This is a genomic window from Allomuricauda sp. MMSF_3307 (assembly GCF_030733585.1).
In the GTDB taxonomy this organism is placed as follows: domain Bacteria; phylum Bacteroidota; class Bacteroidia; order Flavobacteriales; family Flavobacteriaceae; genus Flagellimonas.
Genome location: NZ_JASHIQ010000006.1, coordinates 25429 through 49639, shown reverse-complemented (window position 1 = coordinate 49639; position 24211 = coordinate 25429). Strand labels below are relative to the sequence as shown.

The window sequence follows — 24211 nt, the reverse complement described above, 5'->3', positions numbered from 1 at the left end:
AATGCTTCCATAAAATTCTAATTGCCTTTCTTAAAAAGAGATAATTGATTAGCACTCCTCTGCAATCTTAAAGTTGTTTCTTGCAATTCGAAAATCCGGTACTTTTTTCCCCTCTTCCCTCAATTTCTGTTTTTCTACAAGAGCCACAAATTCTCTAGGTGTAAGATTAGTGTTTTTTTTAAAAGCTCGATTGAATGTTGTTGAGTTATTGAATCCTACTTGGTACATCACCTCGCCAATTTGTATCCTTTTATTGTTGGCAAGAACTTCTTTGGCCTTTTCAATTCTTAAACTATTTATGAAAGAATTGAAATCCATTTGAAGTTCTTGATTCAAAACAAGGGAAGTTTGGTGTTTAGATAATGAAACCAATTTAGCTAAGTCCCTGAGTTTAAAATCAGGGTTGATATAATGCTCACCTACTTTCATTTTTTCAATAATGATGTCTTTAAATTCACTTGCGACATTCTTGGAAATACCGTTTCGGCTATACATGTTGTTAGATTCCAAGATGGTTTTTCGTGGCTGTGGTTTGGAATTTGAATTTTTATCCATTACAGACCCCCTATAGACCCTCACCAACAACAATGTCAACACTAACAAAATGGACACCAAAACGGAGGCAATAAATAAAAGTAAAATGTTGAGATACATGCTATCCATTCGACTCTTTCTTAACTAGGTTCTTATCATATGGACAATACACCTACAGAATAATTTAATTAACAAACTATTAAACCAACAGCCGGGCTTAAATCAATTTACCAAAGTTTCCATACCTAGTATCGATTACTACAATTGTCATTCTAGACATTTGAAAATCTTTTGCACTTACATTACAAATGATTTGCTACAAATTGTATTTTTTGGCAAATCAATATTGGTGAATGCCAATTGCTCGGTTAAGTAAATCTCCAAAAGATCAGCTAAAAAAATAGCCTCACCCTGATTTTCAATTTTTAATTCAACCAAAGGGTCTATTTTTTTAGAACACAACGACTCATCACATCCATAAAATCCATGAAAACATCTCGATTTAATAGTTCCTTTGCCTCAATAACCAATAAAAATCTATAAAGTAAAAAAGTTAGGCACTCATTTTCATAAATTTAAGCAACACTAATGGTTTGAAAATCAAACAAATAATGCTTACATGAAGTGTTTAGGAATGATCTTTTATATTAAAGATTACTTGACTCCCTTCTGTCGAAGAAAATTGTGTTTAGATGCAAGGATATTCCAAAACCAACAGAATGCTCGTCTTAATCTGTCGACAGTTTCTTTATTAGGGCAGATGGAAGAACACCTGTTCGTTTTTTGAACGCTGCGTTAAATGATTCTTTACTTTTAAAACCAACCTCATTTGCCAAGGATTTAATAGTATAATTCCTAAATTGGCTATCCCTATTTAATTTATCGATAATAAAATCAATTCTCAGGTCATTTATATAGGTGTTGAATCTCTTTTGGTAGTGAGTATTAAATATTTTTGACAAATAGGTCGTGTTTGTTTTTAATTTCTTTGCAAGATTTGAAAGCGTACAGTCATTTTTAAGATAATATTTGTCATCTTCAAGTTTGTTGATCTCAGATATAATTCTGTCCATCTCACTATCGTTTATTCTCAGAGAATACGACATTGATTTTTTTTGTGTCCTCTTACTTGAAATCTGTTCTAAGAGTAAGTCCAACTTTTCTTTTTCTTTTTTTTGCTTTCTTTTAAATAGAATTACCGCTAAAACAGTCAGCAGCAATGTAGTAAACGAAAGGGATAATAAAACAAAACGCTGTTTCGAACCTTCTTTCTTTAAGGCTTTCACTTCCTCGTTATATTGGGATACTTCCAATTCCTTAAAATTCGAGTTTACCTTGTTGTTGATATCCATTTGACCCTGAATCGAGGCTAAATGTTTTTCAAAATAGTAGTCTGCCTTTTCCAAATCGTTCACCTTTAAATATGATTTGTAGAGGATTTTGTAATAATCATTGCGGAAAAGACCCATTCGTTCTTCGGAATTGATTCGTAACGAGTCAATGGCACTCAGATAATCGATGGCTTTATGAAAGTTTTCCTCTTGATAGCTAATTAATCCATAGTAATAATTCTTAGTATAGTCACTAAAAGCTTGCTTGTAGTGCTCAGGAATCAATTTTAACGCTTCTCTTAGGTTTCCTTTTGCCAGTTTAGTTTTGTTATCTAGTAAATTGATTTCCAGTTCATTAATCTTATTTCTTAGACGATAATCATCATGATAATTTCCTTCTGTGGAGTCTAAAACGTTTTTGGCCAAGTGCATATAGTTTATGGCCGCATCTACATCTTTCAAGTCAATATAAATGTCAGAAAGTTCCAAGTAGGTTTTTTCAATGCTTCCACCCCATATCTTGTACTTTGCGTAATCTTCCGAATTCGATATCCTTTGCAATAAAAGCAAATTCTTTTTATGGTAATTTACGGCTTGTTCAAAGTCGCCAGATATTTCATAGTATTCCGCTAAATCATCATAAAACTTACATTCCCAAACTGTACTTTTCAACTGTCTGCTAATTTTTAAGGCCTTGTAAATATTATCAAATATTGCCTGGTTCCCGAATCCTTCGGTCATAATCAAGGTATTGTTTTTTAAATGATAGGCCTTGAGGATTTCAATCTTTAAATTGTTCCTTTTTGCTATTGCCATTAAAGTGTCAGTACATTCGATGATTTTTAAGGTATCCATCCGTTCGAAGTAGAAGGCAGCCATAGCATGATAGGCCTTAAAAAGCTGTTTTGCTTCATTATGCTGTCTTGAAATGGAAATGTATTCTTCGATAAAAAACTTGGCCCTTGTACTATCAGTATGCCAATATTTAACAATTGAGTCTCGATAAGGCGAGTTCTTACTGTCTTGTAACTGTGAAAATATAGAAATGTAGGAAAGAAGTAATACGAAAAGAAGGACTTTTTGTACAGTATTACTTAAAGAATTCAATCCCATGCTCTTAATAAAACTCAACTTATGCATTTTTGTGATATTGACTTATCAGGAATCTCCTGATTCCGACGATTCGTAGGTTATTCAAAGACCAAAACAAACATTTATACGGCTATTTAAGCACGACTACTGATTTGTGAAAACATTGCTGAATAGAACCTTATGTAATTCGTTGGCAGGAAAGTTTAATGTGAATCTGCCGATATAATTCCTTGGGGAAAATAAGAAAAAGCTACATAAATCCCTGATTGATGTGGCTTTTTAGTATAAGCAATACACACCTGTTTCTATTGGAACTCTATTTTTTTCGAGAAATCCTTCTCAAATCCAAATCCTGAAAGTCAAAACTAAAATCAATAAACCTAGAAATACCTTTCATTTTAATCGCTTGGGCCTTTCCGTTTTCATCCATTGAAAATAGGGCAAAAGCATCGGCCTTCATATCTTGATACTCCCATCGTATGGCAAAAGTATTTTCATCATAGAGTTGCATTTTACCGTTTAATCTGGGTGACTTATAGGACTTGAACCATAATTCTCCATCCTTATCGAAAATTTCGACCTTTCCAAACCAGTCGTCTTCATAAATTCCAACATAGTTTTCCTTTTCAACCTCAATTTCTTGTTTCGCTTTGACCTGAGCCCATACTTTTTCAGCATCCGGGTCCCCCATTTGCTGTCCTCCCTGTTGCACACCTTTGGCCATTTCCAACCAATTGATGCCCGATTCTAATTTCAAATATTCATCCAACAGTATAAAGCCCATCAATCCGTTTAAGAAACCTGCACCTTCCGAATTGTTCAAAACCACGATTCCCAATTCAAGTTCAGGTATCAGCGTGACCTCTGAAGACATGCCCGCAATCAGCCCTGAGTGTTCCACTTTGAAAAACCCATTGAAATCTGATAAAAACCATCCCAAACCATACCCTGAAAAATGAACCTTAAAAGGAGACCTTGGGTCTTGCTGTTTGTTGATCGGGGTATGCATGCGCCACATTTCCTGTTGTTGCGCCTCGGAGAATAGGGTTTTATTCAAATTCGAGCCATACTTTCCCTCGTTCAAATGCATCAACATCCATTTGCACATGTCGTTGGCGCTTGCCCATACGCCACCGGCCGCGCCGTTCATTTTTTGACTCGTATTGGTGGCCATATCAGTTGTAGCTTGGTGAATGGGATTTACCGATTGACCATCGAAAGCATGAGCTACCGCCACATTCGTATTTTTTATGGCCGAATCATAACTCGCATATGCATTTGTCATTTCCAAGGGCTCCAAAATCTCCTCTGCTACAAATGTCTCCCAAGTTTTCCCCGTTACCCTCGCCGTAAGCTCTCCAGCTATCAGGTATAACAGATTATCATAGTCAAACTGGGTTCTAAAGGCCGTAGTGGGCTCAAAGTATTGGAAGGCGGACAATACATCGTCAATAGTAAAATTAGAGCCTTCCGGAAAAATCATTAGATCTCCTGCACCCAGGCCCAGGCCACTGCGGTGGGTCAAAAGGTCCTGTACATTGAAATTGTTGGTGACATAATCATTGTACATTTTGAATTCCGGGATGTAGTCGATGACCTTATCTTCCCAATTTATTTTTCCCTGGTCCACCAAAATTGCCAAAGCTGCTGAAGTAAAGGCTTTGGAGTTGGAAGCAATACCAAAGGGAGTATCGGCCGTAACAGCAGTTTTAGAATCGACCGATGTTGCCCCATAACCTTTTACATGGACAATTTGGCCATCCTTGACCACACCAATTGCAAAACCCACAGTATTATCCATTGTGCCCATGGCCGTATTCACAATACTGTCGATTTGTCCGGACGATATTTGTGCCTGTATGGATACCAAAGAAGCGAACATCATGAGGGTAAATAGAAGGGCTGCCTTAGGAACTCTGATGTCTTTTGTGTCCTTTGTCATCAGCTTTCCTATTGAATTATTCAGTTTTGTAGCGAACATCCAAAATGTTGCTGTCATCAGCAAAAGAAAAATATTTTTAAGTCCATTGATATTCTCAGTCATAGTTCTTATAATTATGGTTATGCTCTTATGATTAATTCCATTCCAAGAAGGTTACAAGTTTTAGGTGTATTTATAGAAATACATCTAAATACTTTTTGTTGCAGTGTTTATTAAATGTCCAACAATAATGGAGAGTCTTTGCTCGGAGTTGAACAGGCTTATTGGAAATTAATATCAATTGAGTCGTTCAAACACGTTTCTTTTATAAAAGGTTGTTTTCCCTCGTATTTGGAATAAAAAAAATCAATTCAGGGCTTTATTTATTCAAGCGTCTCCAATTTTTCTATTGCCCATTGATTGTTTGAATCCAGTTCCAAACTTTTGTGGTAATTCTCTATGGCCTTTGTTTTATTCCCAGCCTCTAGGTAGGTATCCGCAAGAATACTGAAACAATACCACGAATCGGGAATTCCGGTAACGAGAATTTCGAGTAAATCAATGGCTTTCTGATAATCCTTGGCTTCACGATATTTGTTGGCAGCGTCCATCAGATATTTATCAGAAATATTACCTTCCATACTCTTTAGCTTAGCCATGGCAGCATCAAAACCTTCTGATTCATAGATATCGATTAACTCTTTGGAGCCTAAATATCTATTCGTTTCCTCAGTCGACCCGGCAAGTACTTCGCGTATCATACTTCTGACATCTACCCATCCATCTAATGCCCCCTTATTGGAAAGTGTGACTACGATGTAGTCCATATCACGGTAAATATCCAATTCCCCTGACACGCCATGGGCTCCCCCATTGTGACCGTAAACTTCTATACCATTGAACTCATTAAGACTAAAACCATAGCCATAACCATGCTTATTATGATCAGAAATCATCAAGTTTAGGCTTTCTTCCGTTAATAGCTTGTGGTTCTTTAATGCGAGTGCAAACTTTAACAAATCTCCTGCAGTAGAATAGGCTCCTCCCGCAGAACTGCCTCTAGCCCCCTTCATATAAGTGCTAATGGTCCAGATACCATCAACATCTTTCTTAATATATCCTTCAGCAAGATTTTCGATAGATTTATCGGTTTCGTAGTTACCTGTATTTTTCATTCCAGCTTTATCGAAAATGTTCTTTTTTACGTAATCATAGTAGGTCTCCCCAGTTAGATTTTCAATGATCATCCCTAGGACGATATAACCAGCATTACTGTAGCTAAATTGGCTCCCCGGGGAAAACAGCAAGTCATCTTCCTTAAACAGATTGAAATAGTCATCGATTGTTCGTACAGTGTGTTTGGCACGATATTCAAATTTTTCATTGAAAAAATCCGTTAGTCCCGATGTATGGACAAGTAGCTGTTCTACGGTAACACTATCTCTAACAGTGACATTAGGGTAATCAGGCAGTAATTCCCCTACTCTATTTTGAAGATTTAGCTTTTTCTGTTCCATTAATTGCATGATGGCAACCGCCGTAAACATTTTACCCATGGATGCAATTCCAAACTTGGTATTTATCTTGTTGGGTACTTGATGAGCTAAATTTGCAAATCCATAAGCCTTTTCAAGCACTATTTCTTCACTCTCTGCAATTAAAACAGTACCGCTATATCCCACCTGTTTGGACATGGTCTCCAATTTGTCTTCAATGTCTTTAATTTTTTTGGCTGTTTGGTTTTCAGAGCCTGTACTACAACTACAAAGTAGTATTATACTGATATATAATAGTGTTTTTTTCATTTTGAATTGTTTTACTGGTTATCGAATACTTTTGTTCCTCCTATTTCAAGCTGAATAAAAAGGATAATCAATACTAAAATGACGGAGGAGTATGTGGCGATTGAGTGTTCAAGTGAACGCAGACTGCTTGACATGCTCAATAGCATTCCAAGAAGTATGATTAAAAACGCAGATATTTTCAAGGCCTTAACTCCTCTAGACTTATAGTCCGCTATTTTGTTTTTTGAAATTTCGTTCTCGGTTATTGCCTTTAAAACATCCCTTTCAATGTCAATAGGGTCGTTTACCAAGTCTAGTTTTCCCAAGATTTTCTTTAAGTTGTCTTCAGTCTCCATTTTTATAAAATTCTTTAGTTCTTTGATCCATTAGTTTATTATAAAAGCTGGCTCTCCCACGGTGTAGCAGGACCTTAATATTGGACTTGGTGTACGCTGTTATGGCTTCAATTTCAGTAATGGTAAGGTCGTCGATATAAAATAATTGCAGGATTAATGCCTCTTTGGGAGATATCTTTTTGAATATCCTCGATATCAGTTTTTTTATTTCCTCTTTTTCCATTTGGACTAAGGCATTATTCATCGTTGCTTCGTCCTTATTGGATAAGGAATATTCAAGTAGTACCTCATCCATTCGCTTTTCCCGATTTACAAACAACAAGGCTTTATTCACGACTATGCGATATAACCAAGTGGAGAATTTTGCTTCGTTGCGAAAGTTCGACAATGAGGAATAGGCTGTAATAAAACTGTCCTGTACAATATCCTTTGCATTATCTTTATCCTTTACGATTGCAATGGCCACCCCAAAGGCTTTGTTCTGGTAGGTTCTTATGAAATAACTAAAAGCATTGGTGTTCCCATTTAAAACCTCATTTATGTAATGAGCATCCATGGAGAACTATTTGTTTTTCTCCATACGCTTCGACCAAAAAAAGGAGGCAATCAGACTTAAGCCGCCAAATAGAAGCATAAAGGATGGGTAAAAGACCACTTCATCCATTTTGAATGTTTTCTCAACGAAGTATGCTAACAGTAAACCAAATGAAATACCCACCATAAGCATTCCCATTTTTAGTTCTAAATAGCGTTTATTAGCGGGAAGGTTGGTATCAATACCTTTTTCTATTTTGGCCATCCGCTCCAAATGTGAGGCTTTTACAAAAAAATAAACAGTGTATCCTGCTGCTACAAATAGGGCCACTAATACTATACCTGGCCCGATCATAAAATTATCCATGGTTTATATTCTTAAAGTTCTATATCTATGATGGTTCTCGAGAGGATAAGGTTACAACTATGAAGTTTTTTTTATTTTAAAGATTTGGAGCTCCGTTAAAACCTTATCTAGCTAGGACACACATTGATCAATTTGTACTATTAACTAGGTGTTCTCAAAAAGTATCTCTCAAACCATGCTCTATAAACAATAGATTTTTATCAATAACTATAGTCTATTGCCAATTTGAAATAATCACGGAAACTTAAACTTCCTTATACCGAGTCATGTGATCAATTGAGAATCGAATAACATTTTTATTTGCCTCGGACTAATAATAAGCCATTGATTATGAGCGAATATCATAAACTTGACAAGCTTTCGCCCAATTCACATACCGATTTGTTTCTGAATTAGTAGAGCCAAGCTATCTGGACCATCGGAAGGAACCCTGCAGTTTAAAGTAATATTCTATATTTGATTCGGTGAATTACGTATATCAAATCTTATTCTTCTTTGGTGCTGTTGGCCTTTTTAACAGCTTTATTTTGGCGTTCTATTTCCTCTTCAGTAAGTCATACGCAACTTATGTCAACAGATTTTTTGGTATTTACCTCTTAATTTTGAGTTTAAGGGTTCTTAAGTCGTTGTTTTATTCTTTCTCTACCAATGAGCCAATATGGTTCCTACAATCAGGACCAGCTTTTTTTCTTTTTATTGGTCCTACTCTTTTTAATTACGTTGCGGCAATAGCAGTTCCCTTTTCTCGTTGGAGAAAGATTTGGAAGTCCCATCTTATCGTATGGTGCTGCATAGTTATCTTCTTAATCGTTATGTTCCCTTTTCGAAATTACCCTGAATTGAATAAAACAACTATTTTACCCATCATCAATATACAATGGCTTATTTACATTCTGTTGTCAGTCTATGTAGCAGTCAATCCCTCCTTACAGGGTAAAAGGAGAACATTTTTGAAGAATTGGCTATTATATTTTCTGATAGCAAACTTGATGGTATGGCTATGTCTTTCAATTATTGAATTTGAATACTTTATTGCCGGTTCAATTATCTTTTCTGGTTTGTTTTACGCTTTTTTGCTCTTTTTTCAACTAAAGAGAAAAATGATTACAAAGGTTTTTACTAAGCGAAATATCAGAAAAACAAGGCATGATTCGAGGGAATCGAAGGAGTTTGTGGCAAAACTGAATGCTCTAATGAAAAGGGAAAAGTTATATACAGATCCTTTTCTGAAAGTCGCAGACCTTGCCGAAAAATTGGACAGCACACCTCATAACTTATCGCGGTTGCTCAACGAGAATTTGGGTCAAAACTTTACAGAGTTTATTAATGCCTATAGGGTTGAAGAGGCAAAGACATTGATGCTAACAAACCAACACTACACTATTGAAGCCATCGGCAACTTGTCTGGCTTTAATTCGAAATCCGCATTTTACAAGGCTTTCAAAAGTCAAATAGGTACAACTCCTGCAAAATTTCGAAGATTAGCTGGCTAAGTATATCTTCTTAAGGAATTACTTCAACAGATACATTCCCAGTTTTTCTATGAAACATTAGGTCATACATCTGGTTGCATTATCAGCAAATACTTGATTGAATATTTTTTCTTTTCATGGGTAAATTAAAAAAAATCAATACTACAGTGTGTCCACAAGTCCCTAATAAGAAATGGAAAATGGGAAATGGTATGGTTTTTATAATCACGGTGAATATCAATATCGCTCCAAAAATTACAATATTTGGTTGCAAGCTTTAATCCCATTGATTTTTATATTCAAAAATTTAAATGAACACAGGCCTTAAAAATCTTGTTTTAAAAGGTGACAAGTCAATATTCCACAGTCTTGATTTTGTTCTTATTTCAAAATCAGTACTTAATTGTCCATGTTGTGGAGAAAAATTATTGAAAAAGACTATATCATTGTCCAAAAAAATTTAAATCTAATGCACAATATTAAACCTCTTATTTTTCTAATCATTTGTTTAATGGCACTTAGTTGCAAGTCACAAGACCAAAATTCAATTAACCATGTGCTCGTTGAATCTCATTATGATGATATAGATGCAGCGATTTCATATTATCATGAACTCAAAACCAATAGTCCTGAAGATTATAATTTTGAAGACGAAAACGAACTGAACAATTTAGGGTACCGATTATTAAATGATGGTCGTGTCGAGGATGCGATAAAAATTTTCACTCTTTTGGTTTCGGAGTTTCCAACATCGGCAAATGCATATGATAGCCTGGGAGAGGCTTATTTGATTAACGGCAATCAAAATCTAGCCTTAAAAAATTATAAGAAATCCTTAGCGCTTAATCCGGATAATGACAATGCAGATAGGGTGATTGTAAGTATCGAAAACGAGAATAGGGACCGTAATAAATTTTATAAAAAATATAGCAAAAATGAGTACTTAGAAGATTTGGATGAGCTCGCATTAAAACTGACCACTGCTAATCCCCATCCATACAAATTTATGTCCAAAGCCGATTTTTGGCGTGTTTTGGAACAAAAAAAAGACCTAATAACAAATGAAACAACTTATGGGGAATTTATCTGGCATTGCAGTGAATTGGTTGCAAATATTAATTGTATACATTCTGGATTGGGATATTTCAATCAAGAATCTGAAATGCTACCGGTCGAACTTCGATTTCCTTTGGAAACAAGATTTATAGGCAAAAAGCTTTTTGTCACAGACCCTTTGATAAATACTGATGTTACTGCAGGTGCCGAAATTCTAACAATAAATGGTGCAAGTGCGGAAAAACTTCAGGAAGAAATTTATCGGCATATTTCTTCTCAAGGTCATATTGAAACCAGTAAAAAGTATAATTATAACTCATACGGAACGGCTTATATAGCATATGCCTTAGGATTTCCACCGACATATTTGGTTAGCTTTAAAGGGGGTAAAACTGCGGTAGAGCTAAATCAACTTCCTAGATATGAACCGGCAAAGAGACATTACGCAACCAACTTATGCGACAGTAAAGACTTATGCTTGGATTTCCTTGAATCTAATACTGCAGTTTTGACAATCATAAATACTGGAGCTTATTACGGAAATCGATTTGCTATTTATAAAAAGTTTATTGATGATAGTTTTCGAAAAATCAACGAACAAAAGATAGAACATCTAATTGTGGATATGCGCAGTAATGGCGGCGGCCCAGGTAACACAGGCGTTTACCTTTTACAGCATTTGGTTGACAAACCGTTCGTCTATAAAAAGGTGTCGGAAGGTTCCAATGTGGCTGGTCAGACCTTTACGCCTAATGACAATCGTTTTAAGGGGAATACGTATTTCTTGATAGATGGTGAAGGGGGATCGACCACTGGACATATATTGTCTTTTGTTAAGCAACGAAAGCTGGCCACCATAATTGGAGAAGAGTTGGGAGGCAATCATTTTTGTACTGGAGGCCAGAGACCTTACAAACTAACAAACACAGAAGTTTTCTACTATGTTGGCAGATATACCCACATCTCCTCAGCAGATAGCTTTCCAGATGAGAGGGGAATCATGCCGGACCATTATGTGACCGAAAATATTACGGACTACCTTAACAATGATGATCGTGTTATGGACTATACTCTTCGCCTTATTGACGGTAAATAGTCTTAAAATTGGCTTTAGCTTGTTCAGTATACTTCTTTAAAGTTCATAAGATAGTCATCCATTCAAGTGCAAGAATACATTGAGCGAATCGCTAGTATTAGTTATATCCAAACAAGATTAGATACAAGATATATGGACATAAATATCGGGTTCTTTGATGGAGGGATAGGAAACCAAAAAATGAACATTTTAGGGGCTGATATCTTAACCAGGTTCAATCTGTTTTTTGCAAAGGACAGGAAATACATTTATTTAAGGCCACGTGTTAATAAGAACAGTGAAAAATGATGAAAGCCCAAAAACCTGTTCTTTGTCCACAAGGAAGTGAAGGACAATACTAGAGATTTCAATTCTTAAAGACCAAGCATTTCAATTAAAATAAAGGTGCCCGATTCCTTATATTTGTAGGTTAAAAAGCGAATTGGTGGGTGTTCGAATCTGCAGAATCACCAAATGGACCCAAAATGGGTTAACGTTTTTTGGATTTTCAAAAAAGCCTAAAACAAACTAACAAAATAGGCGATAAATATACCTCTAAATCCAGAAGATTTAGGTAAAGCAAATATCTTGGAAAATAGTATTGATATTGTTGGTAGTTTGGGTAGGATTTCGTTTTTTTTGATACTCCTGCTTTCATTTTTCCTTTTTACAGTAAAAAGTAGGGCAAAAACTTCCAATTACCTTTTGGGTTCAATGCTACTGGTCATGGCATTTGATTTTACAGGCTTTTTTATATGGGACTATATTTCCCAATTCCCCGTTTTGGTTAACTTGAAAATGGCATCTGCCCTGCTCCAAATGCCATTGTTTTACTTCTATGCTTTGTCCGTGTGTTATTTCGACCTGAAGTTTAGAGTTGTCCACACACTACATGCAGTACCCTTTATAGCCTTTGTTTTGCTTTTCCATGTAACCGATTTCTCGGAATCCAGCGTAAAGGTCTATGAGATATTTGGAGAGGTGCAATGGTTTTTTTACATGGGAGCTATTTTTATTACACTAAAAAGGCACCGTGATATCTATTATGAAAACTATGCTCGACCAGATTCCAAGATATTCAAATGGCTCTTTCAATTTGCAGTGTTATCGACCGTGGGCCATGTTTTTGTGGTAGCCAAAACTTTTGGGGACACAACCAATAACCAAATTAATATGGATATTTGGATAGGCTTATATGTTCTTGTCATTATCACCTGGTTTACTTTAAGGGCGCTTCATAACCCAGATCTTTTCACTGGAATTAAATCTACCCTTAAGCCTATAAAATCTGAATTAAACAAAAACTTGGTTCATCCAGATTCTGGCAAGTATGAGGAGCAACTTATACGTCTTAAAGTCTTTATGGAAAACCAAAAGCCCTACATGGATTATGAACTTAATCTCGAGAGGTTGGCTAACCAATTACAGATGCCAGAAAAAGAACTCTCAATTTTGATCAATCATTATTTGGGAAAGCATTTTTTTGATTTTGTCAACACATATCGGATCAATGAAGCAAAATCAATTTTAGCAAATCCCGAATGTGCAGACAAGACAATCCTTGAAATACTTTACCAAGTAGGCTTTAATTCAAAATCATCATTTTATACAGCATTTAAAAAGGCGACTGGGAGTACCCCTACCCAATATAGAAAAGACTGCGCAACCTCTTAAATCAAGGTAAAAATGGTTCGACTTTTTTTTGTCGGACACTTTTCAACAATCAATTTTTCATTTTTGTGGCCAATTCAAAATAAAATCAAAATGAACTTTAGATTGTTTGTACTTGTATTACTCGTAAGTTTAGTAGGTTATGGGCAAAAGGAGAACCATAATTTAAATGGGATTGACGATGAAATAAATCGACTGATGCACCAATACAAAGCTGTTGGATTATCGGTCGCAGTGGTCAAAGGTAATGAGCTGATTTATTCTAAGGGTTTTGGATATCGGGATTTGGAGAATAAACTGCTTGCAGACGAAAACACAGCGTTTCACATCGCGTCTATGACAAAAGCTTTTACAGCCGGGTTATTAGGGTTCCTTGAATCTTCCCAACAACTGTCTTTGTCTGACAAACCTGCTTTATACATACCTCATTTTCAGTTTTATAATGAAAAAATGAATAACCTTATTACCATTGGCGACCTATTAAGTCACAGAAGTGGTATTGGAAATCATGGCGCTTCTATTGTTATGTTTCCGGAAAACGACAAGCTAAAGACTGTTCAACGATTGAAATACCTAAAGCCACAAGGTGAAATTAAAAATAGTTATCTATATAGCAATATCGGTTATACCATAGCAGGAACCATTGTTGAACAGGTAACTCAAAATAGCTGGGACGATAACATAAAAGAAGCCTTTTTTAAACCGCTTCAAATGCATTCGTCTTACACTACAGTAGATGACATGCTAAAGTCGAATAATTATGCAAAAGGCTATGCCATGTTTGAAGACAAAATTCTAAACGTACCTTATGAAAATTACTATTCTTACGCACCTGCCGGCGCCATAAAAAGCTCTGCAAAAGATTTATCCAATTGGATGATAGCATGGTTAAATCATGGTGTTTTTAAAGACTATCAAGTCCTTCCTAAAGAATATGTCAGAAAGGCAACGAGCCTTCAAAACATAAAAAGCGAGGTATACGAAAAAGATGCATTTTTATATGGGGAAGGCTATGGTTGGCGACTAAGAGCTTGGAATGGCATTTACAGAGTCCGTCATGGAGGAAATACAATGGGGTTTAGCTCTGTTATGGACCTGTATCCATTTGAAGGTATTGGCGTTGTTGTGTTAACAAACCAAAAAAGCTCACTTTTGCCTTATGCCATTTCAGATTACATTTCCAGAAAATTGATGAATCTTCCGGATTTTGACTTTCCTGTGAAGGTAGATGATATTTACCAATCTATAACAGAAGATTTGGAATTGAACAATGCTAAAAAACCCATTAATGCATTGAAAGAATTCGTTGGTAAATACTACGCTGAGGGATATGGTGAAATTGACGTTGTTTTTGAGCAAAATAAGCTATTTGCCGTTTTTCCAACCTACAGATTTCAATTGGCGCATTTAAACTTTAATTCATTTTACCTAAAAGGCACCGAAGATTTTGTCGGTGAGTTTAATCCTGAGTTTACTGTAGAATTTTGTAACGACTTAAATGGCGTAATTTCAAATTTAAAACTGTATTCTCAGAAAGAGCCTGTTGTATTTAAGAAAGTAAATAGTGGTTTGGAAACTGTTGAATGACGTTTTAAATCATAAATAAATGGCATGAAAAAAAGAATAATTACAAGTATTATTTCCTTTGTATTCAGTATTGGAGTTACAGTATTAATTAAACCACATCTCGCTGTTTACATTTCATCTGATGTAGTGTTAGCCATGCTACTACTTCTAAATACAGGTGTAGGCTTTGCTGTAATTTACTTTTTTTGGAATAAAATATTAACTACTAAACGCTAACAGAAGAACTAACAAATACCATAAATCTGTCCATTTAAAATGGGAAATTGATGAAAAGAATAATTTACAAGAATGAGCAAGACACTGTAATTAAGGAAATTGTGCTAAAAACAGACGAGTACTTCATAAACCCAAAAGAACTTGAAGGAACATATAAAATTCGAGAGTTCTATTTAAATGATAAGCTGGATGAGTATGTGATTTTTGTTGAAAATCATCAAAGTCGTAAAGCCATACTTGATCGGTTAGGGTTTGAAAACGTAAAGGTTGTAATTGGTGTACGAGAATATTTAGGAGTATTTAGACATGAAAAATTATACCATTACGACAATAATGAGCTAAAATCAATACGTAACGAAGTTTTTGATTCTGATAAAAACGTTATCAGGTCCAGCTTTACAGAAGATGTAGTGCATGAAACGCCTTATTGAAATGGCACATCAAAGTACTATTATGATAAACGCATCAGAGCTGATGAGGCCTTGTTTGAATGTTATTATGATGATTATGGCGAATTAATCCCCATTACAATAGATGTAGAAGAATTAGGCTACGTTGACCACGACGGGACTTGGGTCTGTAATGATGAAGATGGCGTTTGCGATTTAATGAGAATTTTTAAAATGCCAAGGCATCTAGCAGAGTTTTATGTAAGTTCAGAAATTTTACCAAAAAAATAATTTCCTAATTTAAAAACCCAATTTAATACTTTAACAAAATTGACATGATTAAGGGACTATACGAAACACATTTGTACGTTGAAAATTTAGAAAAATCCGTAGAATTTTATAATAAAATTCTTGGATTAAAACAATGCCGATTTGAAGCTGAAAGAAGAGCGGCTTTTTTCTGGATTGGAGAAGATAAACAAGCCATGCTCGGATTATGGGAAAAACCAAAGGAGGAAATAGACTTGAGACATTTCGCTTTTGAATGTGACCCTGAATGGGTAATAACTGAATCTATTGATTTTTTAAAATCACACAACTTAAACTTCTGGAATTTTTTACAAGACGACAATGAAAAGCCTATGGTTTTTTGTTGGGTGCCAGCGATCTCTATATATTTTAGCGACCCAGATGGACATTATCTTGAATTCATAGGAATACTCCCTGGAGAGACTAAATCTGATGAAGAAAAACGAGTTGTCACTTATGAAGAATGGCTAAAAATAAAAGTTGAATAAAAACGTCATACAACAACCTTATGCACTATATAAGAAAAACATATTGTTGAAAAATTGACTCATGTAGAATTCATTATCAAAAACTAATAAACTAAAATTTGGAAAACACAACAAATATTGAATATCAAGTTGGCGATTTAATTTATGATGCTAACATATATGACGGCCTGAACACCTTTCTTTCTGATTTGCAATTTTACAAAGATTGGATGTCAAAAGTTGAAAATGCTGAAATTCTCGAGCTTTGTTGTGGTTCTGGTAGATTAACAATACCCTTGGCAAAAGACGGGTTTAAAATCGTTGGAGTTGATAACTCAAAGTCAATGTTGGAACAAGCTAAAACAAAAGCAAAAAATGAAAAATTGGAAATTCATTTTATTGAAGCAGATGTGAGAACTTTGGATTTAACTAACAAATATGACGTAGTTTTTATTCCATTTAACTCTATTCATCATTTATATCAAAATCAAGACCTGTTTGATACATTGAAAGTGGTTAACAAGCATTTAAAAGATGATGGATTTTTTATTTTTGACTGTTACAACCCGAATATCCAATACATAACGGAAGCTGAAAAAACGAGGAATAAAATTGCTGAATATAAAACAATAGATGAGCGAAATGTAATCATTGAACAAACTATGAAGTATGAAAGCAAAACTCAAATTAATCGAATTGAGTGGCATTACTTTATTAACGAAAAATTTCATTCAACACAAAAATTGGATATGAGAATGTATTTTCCTCAAGAATTAAATGCCTATTTGAAATGGTTTGGGTTTACAATTCAACATAAGTTTGGAAATTTTGAACAAGAACCATTTAATGACAAATCGGAAAAACAGATTTTTGTTTGTCGAAAAACGCAAGAGGAATAAATAAAACAGAGTGCACAACAAAGAAGTGAGTCAAAAAACAAGTCTTTTTATACACTATCACAGTAAGTGTGTAAGTTGAAAATAACGGGGGGTTGACTTTACTATAGCCTTACCCTTTTTTCATACATCGTAAGGAACTGGTTTAAAATTATGCCCCAGTTCCTGATGGGCATGGACCATTTCTTGGTGGCCTCCCTTGTTGATAAATATACGGATTTCATCACCGCATCGTCAGTCAGGAAGGAAAGCTTTTGTGTTTACATTTACAGAGGGTCTCAACTATTATTGATTATAAATTAATAATTTAGAAAATTTGATTTGAGCTTGATTTGACTTTGCTCAGTGTTAACGTACGTTGTGTATACTTCTAATGGTAAAAACACTTCCTTTTTTCTTGGGCGTACAAGGGTTATGTTATACAAAAACCAACTCATTTTATTTAAAAGAAGGTTGCACAGGAACATATTTATCAAAAGCTATCGTATTGCGAGAGCTAACTTTAACAACTGAAATAGAATAGACTTGAAAGCATATATTTATAAGGGCTATGGCCCCCCCCGAAGTCCTCAAACTAGCAAAACTCGAAAAACCAAAACCAAAGCCCAACGAAATACTAATTAAGGTAAAATGCACCTCAGTTTGTGCCGGAGATGTCCGACTCAGGAGTTCGGACTTTCCAATACTTTATTGGCTTCCCGCCAGAATTGTGTTTGGTCTATTTCGACCAAAAAAGAAAACCTTGGGACATGAGTTTTCGGGAATTGTCGAAAAAGTGGGGAAAAAGGTAGATGCGTTTAAGTTAGGTGATGAGGTGTTTGGAACAACCACAATGCTCAAGGAAGGTTCATACGCCGAGTATGTTTGTATTTCTCAAAATTGGAAACATGGTGTTGTTGCTAAAAAACCTTTAAATTTAAGTCATCTTGAATCTGCTGCACTTCCTATTGGGGCGATGACCGCCCTTTTTTTATTGAAAAAAGCAAATATATCCTCTAAACAGAACATTTTGGTATACGGAGCTTCCGGAAGTGTTGGAACCTATGCGGTTCAGTTGGCCAGCTATTATAATGCACAGGTAACAGGGGTATGCAGTGGGGCAAACATACCTATGGTAAAAAGCCTAGGTGCCCAATACATGATTGACTACTTAAAAGAAGATGTGGCCTTATTTCCGCACAAGTTTGATATTATATTTGATGCCGTAGGAAAACTGAAAAGAAGTAAAGTTCAAAAAATCCTTAAACGCAGCGGTTGTTTTGTTTCCGTTAAGATGATGACCAAAGAAACCGATAAGCATCTCAATCAAATCAAAAAAATGGCGGAGAGAAAAGAAATCATTTCTGTGATAGACAGGGTATACCAATTCGATGAAATGGTAAAGGCCCACAACTACGTTGATCAAGGGCATAAAAGGGGCAATGTAGTCATTCAGGTTTCACACTAGGTCCAAGTATTGGTTTTATTCATAATTTGGTTTTTTTATTTATTAAAATTTATTGAAGATGATTGGAATCCCCCTATTAGAAATCAATTCAATATCATTCTTGGAATCCTTTTTAAAAGTAATTGTTTCATTATTTCTTTCTACAAAAAAAATGTTCTCTTCAATACACATCAATGGTAATAATCCAAATCTATTACTTTTGCAATAAAGCATATTGTCCTTTTCGATTATAGTTTTACTTTCCTTGGCGAGGGGAGATTGATATTTACCAACATATTCTTGCAAAATTGTCTTTGGGGGATACTTCTTATTCAAATACTCTGATTTTAATATCGCTGATGCGATTCTGATTGGCGCACTATAAGATAACCCCATATCATATCTACAATAACCACAATTTCTTAAATGTGCGATAAAAAGTTTTGATTCTGGAAAATATAATATTATCGAGCCGTAGCCCCAACCTAGCCCATCATGAAGAACATAATCATGCCCATTTAAATTCCCTGTGAAAAACCCATACCCATTCCCTGCGTAAGTGCCATCATTGTACCTAACAGGCGTAGTTAGTTTTTCTAGATTAAGTTTACTTATTATTTTATAATCCATTAGGGCTTCATACCAAATAGATAAATCTTCAACATTTGACATAAGTCCACCAGCCGAATAAAAATAGGAATCATCACTATGTACTTTTCTAATTTGATAATTGTTTCCATTAAAAGAATCGTAGCCAGTTGCTCTATTTTCAATAACTTTTATTGAACTCTCCAACATAGTGTTTTTCATGTTTAAGGGTTCAAAAAATATTTCGTTCAGATAGTCTCCGTATGTTTTTCCTGAAATAATTTCTATGATATATCCAAGTAGTTGATAGGCAACGTTGTTATAATCAAATTTATACCCAGGTACAGCATTAAACTTTTCCTCCGTGAAATATTTTTGTACAAAATTGGAGTCGATTCCCTCTCTTTGTTTTATTGCTCTTTTAAAGTCGTTTCGTTGCTCTTCATCATTCTTATATTCCATTCCAGAGCTATGAGATAACAAATGCCCTATTGTAATGTCTTTTCCCTCTTTTGGAAAACCCGGGACAATATTTGTGACCTTATCTTTTAAGGAAAGTTTCCCCTTTTCAATTAAAGTGAAAATTGCCACTGCGGTAAAAGGCTTCGTTACGGATGCTATGTTGAGAACATTATCCAGCCGCATATCTGCACCCAATTCAAGGTTGCTCTTGCCAATTGCCGCGGAAGCTATATGCTCTCCATTTTGTGTAACGAGGAAAGTTCCTCCAGGTTCATCGGGAGGAAAAAATGATAAAATCTCAGATATTTTCTTGCCGCTTATTTCTAAATTGGAATTACCACTAATCTCTTGTTTTTGCTCTTGAGCGCAGCAGGTAAATGAGATTAATACAAAAAAAACTAGTTCAACTGATTTGTAAAGCTTCATAATTGTTAAGGAAAGTTTATAGCAAAAAACAATTATAAAACTGGATTAAACGACCGAATAATTTATTCGAACTCTTTTTTATGGAACTTTTTTCGGTATGCCGAGGGTGTAATTCCTGTTGTCTTTTTGAAAGCAGTATTAAATGAGGATTTGGAGTTATATCCTACTTGATATAATATTTCAAGGATTGTGAGCTTTAAAAATTTCTCATCTTTTAATAATGCTTTCGCTTTGTCTATACGATATAGATTGATGAACTCATAGAAATTCATATTAAGTTCGGTGTTTATCAAAACAGACAGTTCTCTTTGTTCCATTTTCATTTGATGGGCAAGACTCTTTATTGTTAAATCAGGATCTAAATAAGGTTCCTTCTCCAACATAAATTTTTTAAGTTCTGCTTTTACATCATAAAAATATCCCAATTCAGGATTAGCATGGTTTGAAGGTAATGCAGACGCCAGTTGCAAATTTGAAGAAATGCCCCTAAATAATTTAGGGGCATTCAATGCTTTAAAAATTAACCAGCAAGTAAATCCTAGCATTATTATAGAAGTTGAAAGTCTCAAGGTTGAGATAAAACCAAAATGACTTCCAAAACGATATATGTTTTTTACCAGTGCAAAAATGAACAAAAGCAGACAAATCATATTCATTTGAAACAGCCAGCTATAATTTGTCTCCGTACTCTTGGAATAGTTTTCTAATAATAATTTTTTGTACCTGTGGAGCAAAACAAAGGTAACGATGATATAGACTATATTTTGAAAATGAGCCAGAACATAGGATAATTTACCTTCCCACTTATTTGTGTAATTATTATAGAATAAAAGCTGTTCACCTTCATTTTCCAAATAAAATCTAGGAAATAATATTACTGTATTAACAAGAAATGGAATTAATAAAACAAGATGTTTTGATGAAAGCTTAAAATCTGAATAGATTATTGATAATGTAAATAAAAATAGTAATGGGGCTTGAAAAAATGCACCAATATCCATTCTTAAGACATCAATAACTGGGGTTAATTCCAAAAAAGAAAAAGTAGATGGAAGTATGTCTATAGTTCTTATTATTAGAAAAATGGAAAGAAGGATGTTCCCGATCTTATTGCTTGATTTTACATAAAGTAAGAAGAATGCAAAAAATATCGATGTGAAAATCAGCAGAATATTTGCGTAATGAAGAAGCAAATTAGTACTCATAAAAAACAGTTAACTATTAGTTCCAGTACAGTTAACAAAATTCATGAAGAAGCTTATTTATAAACTATTTAGTGGATTGTAAATTACACTCCTTTTGTTAATTCAAGTTGTTTTGGAGTAGCCCAAAGAAATTTGCATTTAACGTTAGGAGCATGCTCTAGCCAAATGTAATATAAAGTGACACTATCCCAATAAGTGTGTAAGTTGAAAATAACGGGGGTTGGACTTTGTTAGAGTCTGACCCTTTTTTCATAGATCGTTAGGAACTGGTTCAGGATGATTCCCCAGTTCCTTATGGGCATGGACCACTTCTTTGTGGCCTCCCTTGTGGCCAAATATACGGATTTCATCACCGCATCGTCGGTGGGGAAGGAAAGCTTGTTCTTTGTGTACTTCCTGATCTTCCCGTTCAGGTTCTCTATAAGGTTGGTGGTATATATGATCTTCCGTATCTCGACGGGGAATTCGTAGAACACGGTAAGGTCCTCCCAGTTGTCCCTCCAGCTCTTTATGGCATAGGAGTACTTGCCCTCCCATTTTTTGGCGAAGTCCCCTAGGGCGGCCTTTGCCGCTTTCTCGTTGGGTGCATTGTAGATGCCCTTCATGTCCGCGGTGAAGGCCTTCTTGTCCTTCCATACCACATAGCGACAGGCATTGCGTATCTGGTGCACCACGCATATCTGGGTCCTGGACTCGGGGAAGACGTTTTTGATGGTGTCGGTAAACCCGTTCAGGTTGTCGGTGGCGGTGATCAGGATGTCCTCGGTGCCACGGGCCTTCATATCGGTGAGCACCGACATCCAGAAGGCGGCCGATTCGTTCTTGCCCAGCCATAGGCCGAGCACTTCTTTTTTACCGTCCCTTCGCAGGCCCACGGCCACGTAGACGGTCTTGTTGATTACCTTGGAGGATTCCCTGACCTTGAAGACGATACCGTCCATCCACACGATCAGATAGACCGGTTCCAAGGGGCGGTTCTGCCAGGCAACGATATCTTCCGCCACCTTTTCGGTGATCCTCGATATGGTGGAAGTGGATACCTCAAAGCCGTAGGCCTCCCGTATCTGCTCCTCTATGTCGCTGACCGACATGCCCTTGGCATATAGGGACACGATGATGTTCTCGATGCCGTCCACCATGTTGCCCCGTTTGGGGACGACCATGGGGTTGAAACTGGCATCCCTGTCCCTGGGAACGGATATCTCGGACTCCCCGAAGGAGGTCCTCACTTTCTTTTTGGAGTGTCCGTTGCGCTTGTTGGCATTGGATGAGCGCTGGTGCCTCTCGTAATCCAAGTGGCCGTCCAGTTCCCCTTCCAGCATCTTCTCGATGCCGCGTTTCTGGAGTTCCTTGAGAAAACCGTTGAGCTCGTCTCCCGATTTGAACTGCTTCAGGAAATCGTCGTTGAACAATTCTTCTTTCTTCATAATGTGAAAATATTTAAAATTAGACAAAAAATTAGCGGGGGCATGCCCCCGCTAATTTTCTATTTACACACTTTATGAGATAGTCCTTATAAAGTTGTGGAATGGTAAGACTCCAATTGTGCAAAGGGTATGCACATTTCTTATTGATGTTTCTTGAGGCTAAATATACTGGTTCTAGTATGGACATAAACTGATTAAGTACATTCTTCTCGAATACTGATTTTTGTTATTTGTTCATAACGCTGTCAGAATGAAATTAAACTAATACCTATTTCTGACGTACTTCAGCTTACACCCCTTTTTTCCCTTTAGATATCTATGGCTTAATCGAATCGAGTATTCTTTGGCATGCCTTTCATTTGTTAAAAGTTTGGAAAGTTCCCCAAAAACTTGAACCCTGTAAATCATCAGAAGCTTGACAACACGTGATTTGAAAAATCTTGTCGTAACCCCATTTATTTATCGATGCAATCAAATGCTTTGTTGTCAAATAAAAATGAAGAACATTGCCGTGATATTCTAAAATGATCATTCTCGTTTGTCCATAAAAACAGCTCCTAAAATAGAACTCCCAATCACAAAGGCAGATATGACCTCAGATACATCATTTCTTTTCAGATACGAAATAACTCCGGCCAAAATACATAATGTTCCAATGGCAATCAGCAGTATTCTTGTTGATTTGTTCATAGATTTATTTTAAACTGTAAGGGCCTTTGTTATAAGACCTGTTTTTACAGACGGGGACTAACTATTCATTTTGGGCGTTCACAGCTTCCAGAATCTCATCCTAACTACTTTGTTAGTCCCAAAACCATATTACCTCATTTTATCGATTTAAGGTGAGTCGGATTACAAATTTTCCAGTGTTTCTTTATGTTTTAAATTTTAGTCTTCACTAATTTATATACAAATTAATCCTTGAGGTAAAACTATTTTGATCCTCTCACAAAGAAACGCTATTCTCACATATAGAGTTTCCATGATTAAAACTGTTAGATTTAAAACGAGTACGTTCTATTAAGTTTTATCACCCCAATTACTTAAAGGAGCCATGGTTACACACTGTTTTTATTCCTTTATATATTTCGCTTGACAAGCTTCAAAGCAAGGATAATTTATGATCAAAACATTACCATTCTGTTCAAATGTAAAATCATAGGTAGGATTGTTACAATCAGCAGAATTAAAACTCATTCGAGCGTTTGAGTAAGTTCCTGAAGTTTGACTGTCTGAATTAATTGACATATCGCACAAATTTCCATTTGAGGTTATTGTACGGTCATTTTTAAACGTTATGGTTTTATTACTTTTAACAGAGCTGAATGTACCGCTTCCATCTCCTGGGTCAACATAAACTTCTATCAATTTCCATTTTCCAATCAATTCAGTATTGGGGTTAGAATCAACGCCATTTTTACAAGAATATGAAATTCCTAATGCTAGTAGGATTAATAGTGTGTTTTTCATAATTATCGTTTTTGAAAAGATGCTGAAATTCTAAAGTTTTTGTATACAACTACTTGTGACCTATTCCTATCATGATTGAAAAAATGAGTAAAGATTATTCATTGATGAAAAAATATGTTCAAGTGAATCACGTCGCTTTAATTCATATCA

Annotated in this window: 20 protein-coding genes and 1 pseudogene; 8 read left to right on the top strand and 13 right to left on the bottom strand. The window is 35.6% G+C overall.

Annotated features, from left to right (window positions below):
- Window positions 1-48: 48 nt before the first annotated feature.
- The 7 genes from RBB12_RS14290 to RBB12_RS14260 all read right to left on the bottom strand — a co-directional run bounded on the left by RBB12_RS14290 (window position 49) and on the right by RBB12_RS14260 (window position 7919).
- Window positions 49-555 (bottom strand): AraC family transcriptional regulator, encoded by a 507-nt coding sequence (locus RBB12_RS14290; RefSeq protein ID WP_306014635.1) that lies wholly within the window; start codon window positions 553-555, stop codon window positions 49-51.
- Between the two features lie 707 nt (window positions 556-1262).
- Entirely contained in the window at window positions 1263-3005 is a 1743-nt protein-coding gene (locus tag RBB12_RS14285; protein ID WP_306026676.1) for a helix-turn-helix domain-containing protein, read from the bottom strand.
- 268 nt (window positions 3006-3273) lie between these two features.
- A complete protein-coding gene (locus RBB12_RS14280; protein WP_306014637.1) occupies window positions 3274-4899 on the bottom strand; it encodes a serine hydrolase in 1626 nt (541 codons plus the stop codon).
- Window positions 4900-5261: 362 nt separating this feature from the next.
- The gene (locus RBB12_RS14275; protein WP_306014638.1) at window positions 5262-6683 is read right to left on the bottom strand and encodes a serine hydrolase; all 1422 of its coding nucleotides are present in this window, start codon (window positions 6681-6683) and stop codon (window positions 5262-5264) included.
- Between the two features lie 11 nt (window positions 6684-6694).
- Entirely contained in the window at window positions 6695-7018 is a 324-nt protein-coding gene (locus RBB12_RS14270) for a hypothetical protein (RefSeq protein WP_306014639.1), read from the bottom strand.
- On the bottom strand, window positions 7008-7574 hold the full coding sequence (locus RBB12_RS14265) for an RNA polymerase sigma factor (protein WP_306014640.1): 567 nt from the start codon (window positions 7572-7574) through the stop codon (window positions 7008-7010). The genes RBB12_RS14270 and RBB12_RS14265 overlap by 11 nt, the downstream gene beginning before the upstream one ends.
- A 6-nt stretch (window positions 7575-7580) precedes the next feature.
- The gene (locus RBB12_RS14260; RefSeq protein WP_306014641.1) at window positions 7581-7919 is read right to left on the bottom strand and encodes a DUF6249 domain-containing protein; all 339 of its coding nucleotides are present in this window, start codon (window positions 7917-7919) and stop codon (window positions 7581-7583) included.
- 839 nt (window positions 7920-8758) lie between these two features.
- Between RBB12_RS14260 and RBB12_RS14255 the strand changes: the two genes are divergently transcribed.
- The 7 genes from RBB12_RS14255 (at window position 8759) to RBB12_RS14225 (ending at window position 17060) form a co-directional block, all read left to right on the top strand.
- Complete coding sequence (locus tag RBB12_RS14255) at window positions 8759-9412, top strand: AraC family transcriptional regulator (protein ID WP_306014642.1); 654 nt, start codon at window positions 8759-8761, stop codon at window positions 9410-9412.
- Between the two features lie 448 nt (window positions 9413-9860).
- On the top strand, window positions 9861-11543 hold the full coding sequence (locus tag RBB12_RS14250) for a S41 family peptidase (protein WP_306026677.1): 1683 nt from the start codon (window positions 9861-9863) through the stop codon (window positions 11541-11543).
- Between the two features lie 567 nt (window positions 11544-12110).
- Window positions 12111-13196 (top strand): AraC family transcriptional regulator, encoded by a 1086-nt coding sequence (locus RBB12_RS14245; protein ID WP_306014643.1) that lies wholly within the window; start codon window positions 12111-12113, stop codon window positions 13194-13196.
- A 90-nt stretch (window positions 13197-13286) separates the two neighbouring features.
- Window positions 13287-14780 carry a serine hydrolase domain-containing protein gene (locus RBB12_RS14240; protein WP_306014644.1) on the top strand — a complete coding sequence of 498 codons (1494 nt, stop codon included), beginning with the start codon at window positions 13287-13289 and terminating at the stop codon, window positions 14778-14780.
- Between the two features lie 266 nt (window positions 14781-15046).
- Complete coding sequence (locus RBB12_RS14235) at window positions 15047-15427, top strand: hypothetical protein (protein WP_306014645.1); 381 nt, start codon at window positions 15047-15049, stop codon at window positions 15425-15427.
- Window positions 15428-15720: 293 nt separating this feature from the next.
- Window positions 15721-16182, top strand: a complete 462-nt coding sequence (locus RBB12_RS14230; protein WP_306014646.1) for a VOC family protein — start codon at window positions 15721-15723, stop codon at window positions 16180-16182.
- Between the two features lie 98 nt (window positions 16183-16280).
- Entirely contained in the window at window positions 16281-17060 is a 780-nt protein-coding gene (locus RBB12_RS14225; RefSeq protein WP_306014647.1) for a class I SAM-dependent methyltransferase, read from the top strand.
- 101 nt (window positions 17061-17161) lie between these two features.
- Here RBB12_RS14225 and RBB12_RS14220 read toward each other — a convergent pair.
- Window positions 17162-17311 (bottom strand): annotated as a pseudogene (locus RBB12_RS14220) (IS256 family transposase); the annotation flags it as partial.
- A gap of 296 nt (window positions 17312-17607) precedes the next feature.
- Between RBB12_RS14220 and RBB12_RS14215 the strand changes: the two are divergent.
- Window positions 17608-18504: an NAD(P)-dependent alcohol dehydrogenase gene (locus RBB12_RS14215; protein ID WP_306014648.1), complete on the top strand. Its 897-nt coding sequence runs from the start codon at window positions 17608-17610 to the stop codon at window positions 18502-18504.
- 42 nt (window positions 18505-18546) lie between these two features.
- Here RBB12_RS14215 and RBB12_RS14210 read toward each other — a convergent pair whose 3' ends face one another.
- From RBB12_RS14210 to RBB12_RS14190, 5 genes are all read right to left on the bottom strand, one after another.
- Window positions 18547-19959: a serine hydrolase domain-containing protein gene (locus RBB12_RS14210; protein ID WP_306014649.1), complete on the bottom strand. Its 1413-nt coding sequence runs from the start codon at window positions 19957-19959 to the stop codon at window positions 18547-18549.
- A 62-nt stretch (window positions 19960-20021) separates the two neighbouring features.
- Window positions 20022-21164 carry an AraC family transcriptional regulator gene (locus RBB12_RS14205; protein WP_306014650.1) on the bottom strand — a complete coding sequence of 381 codons (1143 nt, stop codon included), beginning with the start codon at window positions 21162-21164 and terminating at the stop codon, window positions 20022-20024.
- Between the two features lie 230 nt (window positions 21165-21394).
- Window positions 21395-22591 (bottom strand): IS256 family transposase, encoded by a 1197-nt coding sequence (locus RBB12_RS14200; protein WP_306014651.1) that lies wholly within the window; start codon window positions 22589-22591, stop codon window positions 21395-21397.
- 528 nt (window positions 22592-23119) lie between these two features.
- A complete protein-coding gene (locus RBB12_RS14195; RefSeq protein WP_306014652.1) occupies window positions 23120-23281 on the bottom strand; it encodes a hypothetical protein in 162 nt (53 codons plus the stop codon).
- 381 nt (window positions 23282-23662) lie between these two features.
- A complete protein-coding gene (locus tag RBB12_RS14190; RefSeq protein ID WP_306014653.1) occupies window positions 23663-24061 on the bottom strand; it encodes a lipocalin family protein in 399 nt (132 codons plus the stop codon).
- Between the last annotated feature and the right edge of the window lie 150 nt (window positions 24062-24211).

What these genes read in the sequence shown, in the direction of transcription:
- RBB12_RS14290 (WP_306014635.1), bottom strand. Translation starts at nt 555, where the DNA reads ATGGATAAAAATTCAAATTCCAAACCACAGCCACGAAAAACCATCTTG.
- RBB12_RS14285 (WP_306026676.1), bottom strand. Translation starts at nt 3,005, where the DNA reads ATGCATAAGTTGAGTTTTATTAAGAGCATGGGATTGAATTCTTTAAGT.
- RBB12_RS14280 (WP_306014637.1), bottom strand. Translation starts at nt 4,899, where the DNA reads ATGACAAAGGACACAAAAGACATCAGAGTTCCTAAGGCAGCCCTTCTA.
- RBB12_RS14275 (WP_306014638.1), bottom strand. Translation starts at nt 6,683, where the DNA reads ATGAAAAAAACACTATTATATATCAGTATAATACTACTTTGTAGTTGT.
- RBB12_RS14270 (WP_306014639.1), bottom strand. Translation starts at nt 7,018, where the DNA reads ATGGAGACTGAAGACAACTTAAAGAAAATCTTGGGAAAACTAGACTTG.
- RBB12_RS14265 (WP_306014640.1), bottom strand. Translation starts at nt 7,574, where the DNA reads ATGGATGCTCATTACATAAATGAGGTTTTAAATGGGAACACCAATGCT.
- RBB12_RS14260 (WP_306014641.1), bottom strand. Translation starts at nt 7,919, where the DNA reads ATGGATAATTTTATGATCGGGCCAGGTATAGTATTAGTGGCCCTATTT.
- RBB12_RS14250 (WP_306026677.1), top strand. Translation starts at nt 9,861, where the DNA reads ATGCACAATATTAAACCTCTTATTTTTCTAATCATTTGTTTAATGGCA.
- RBB12_RS14240 (WP_306014644.1), top strand. Translation starts at nt 13,287, where the DNA reads ATGAACTTTAGATTGTTTGTACTTGTATTACTCGTAAGTTTAGTAGGT.
- RBB12_RS14235 (WP_306014645.1), top strand. Translation starts at nt 15,047, where the DNA reads ATGAAAAGAATAATTTACAAGAATGAGCAAGACACTGTAATTAAGGAA.
- RBB12_RS14230 (WP_306014646.1), top strand. Translation starts at nt 15,721, where the DNA reads ATGATTAAGGGACTATACGAAACACATTTGTACGTTGAAAATTTAGAA.
- RBB12_RS14215 (WP_306014648.1), top strand. Translation starts at nt 17,608, where the DNA reads ATGGCCCCCCCCGAAGTCCTCAAACTAGCAAAACTCGAAAAACCAAAA.
- RBB12_RS14210 (WP_306014649.1), bottom strand. Translation starts at nt 19,959, where the DNA reads ATGAAGCTTTACAAATCAGTTGAACTAGTTTTTTTTGTATTAATCTCA.
- RBB12_RS14205 (WP_306014650.1), bottom strand. Translation starts at nt 21,164, where the DNA reads ATGAGTACTAATTTGCTTCTTCATTACGCAAATATTCTGCTGATTTTC.
- RBB12_RS14200 (WP_306014651.1), bottom strand. Translation starts at nt 22,591, where the DNA reads ATGAAGAAAGAAGAATTGTTCAACGACGATTTCCTGAAGCAGTTCAAA.
- RBB12_RS14195 (WP_306014652.1), bottom strand. Translation starts at nt 23,281, where the DNA reads ATGAACAAATCAACAAGAATACTGCTGATTGCCATTGGAACATTATGT.
- RBB12_RS14190 (WP_306014653.1), bottom strand. Translation starts at nt 24,061, where the DNA reads ATGAAAAACACACTATTAATCCTACTAGCATTAGGAATTTCATATTCT.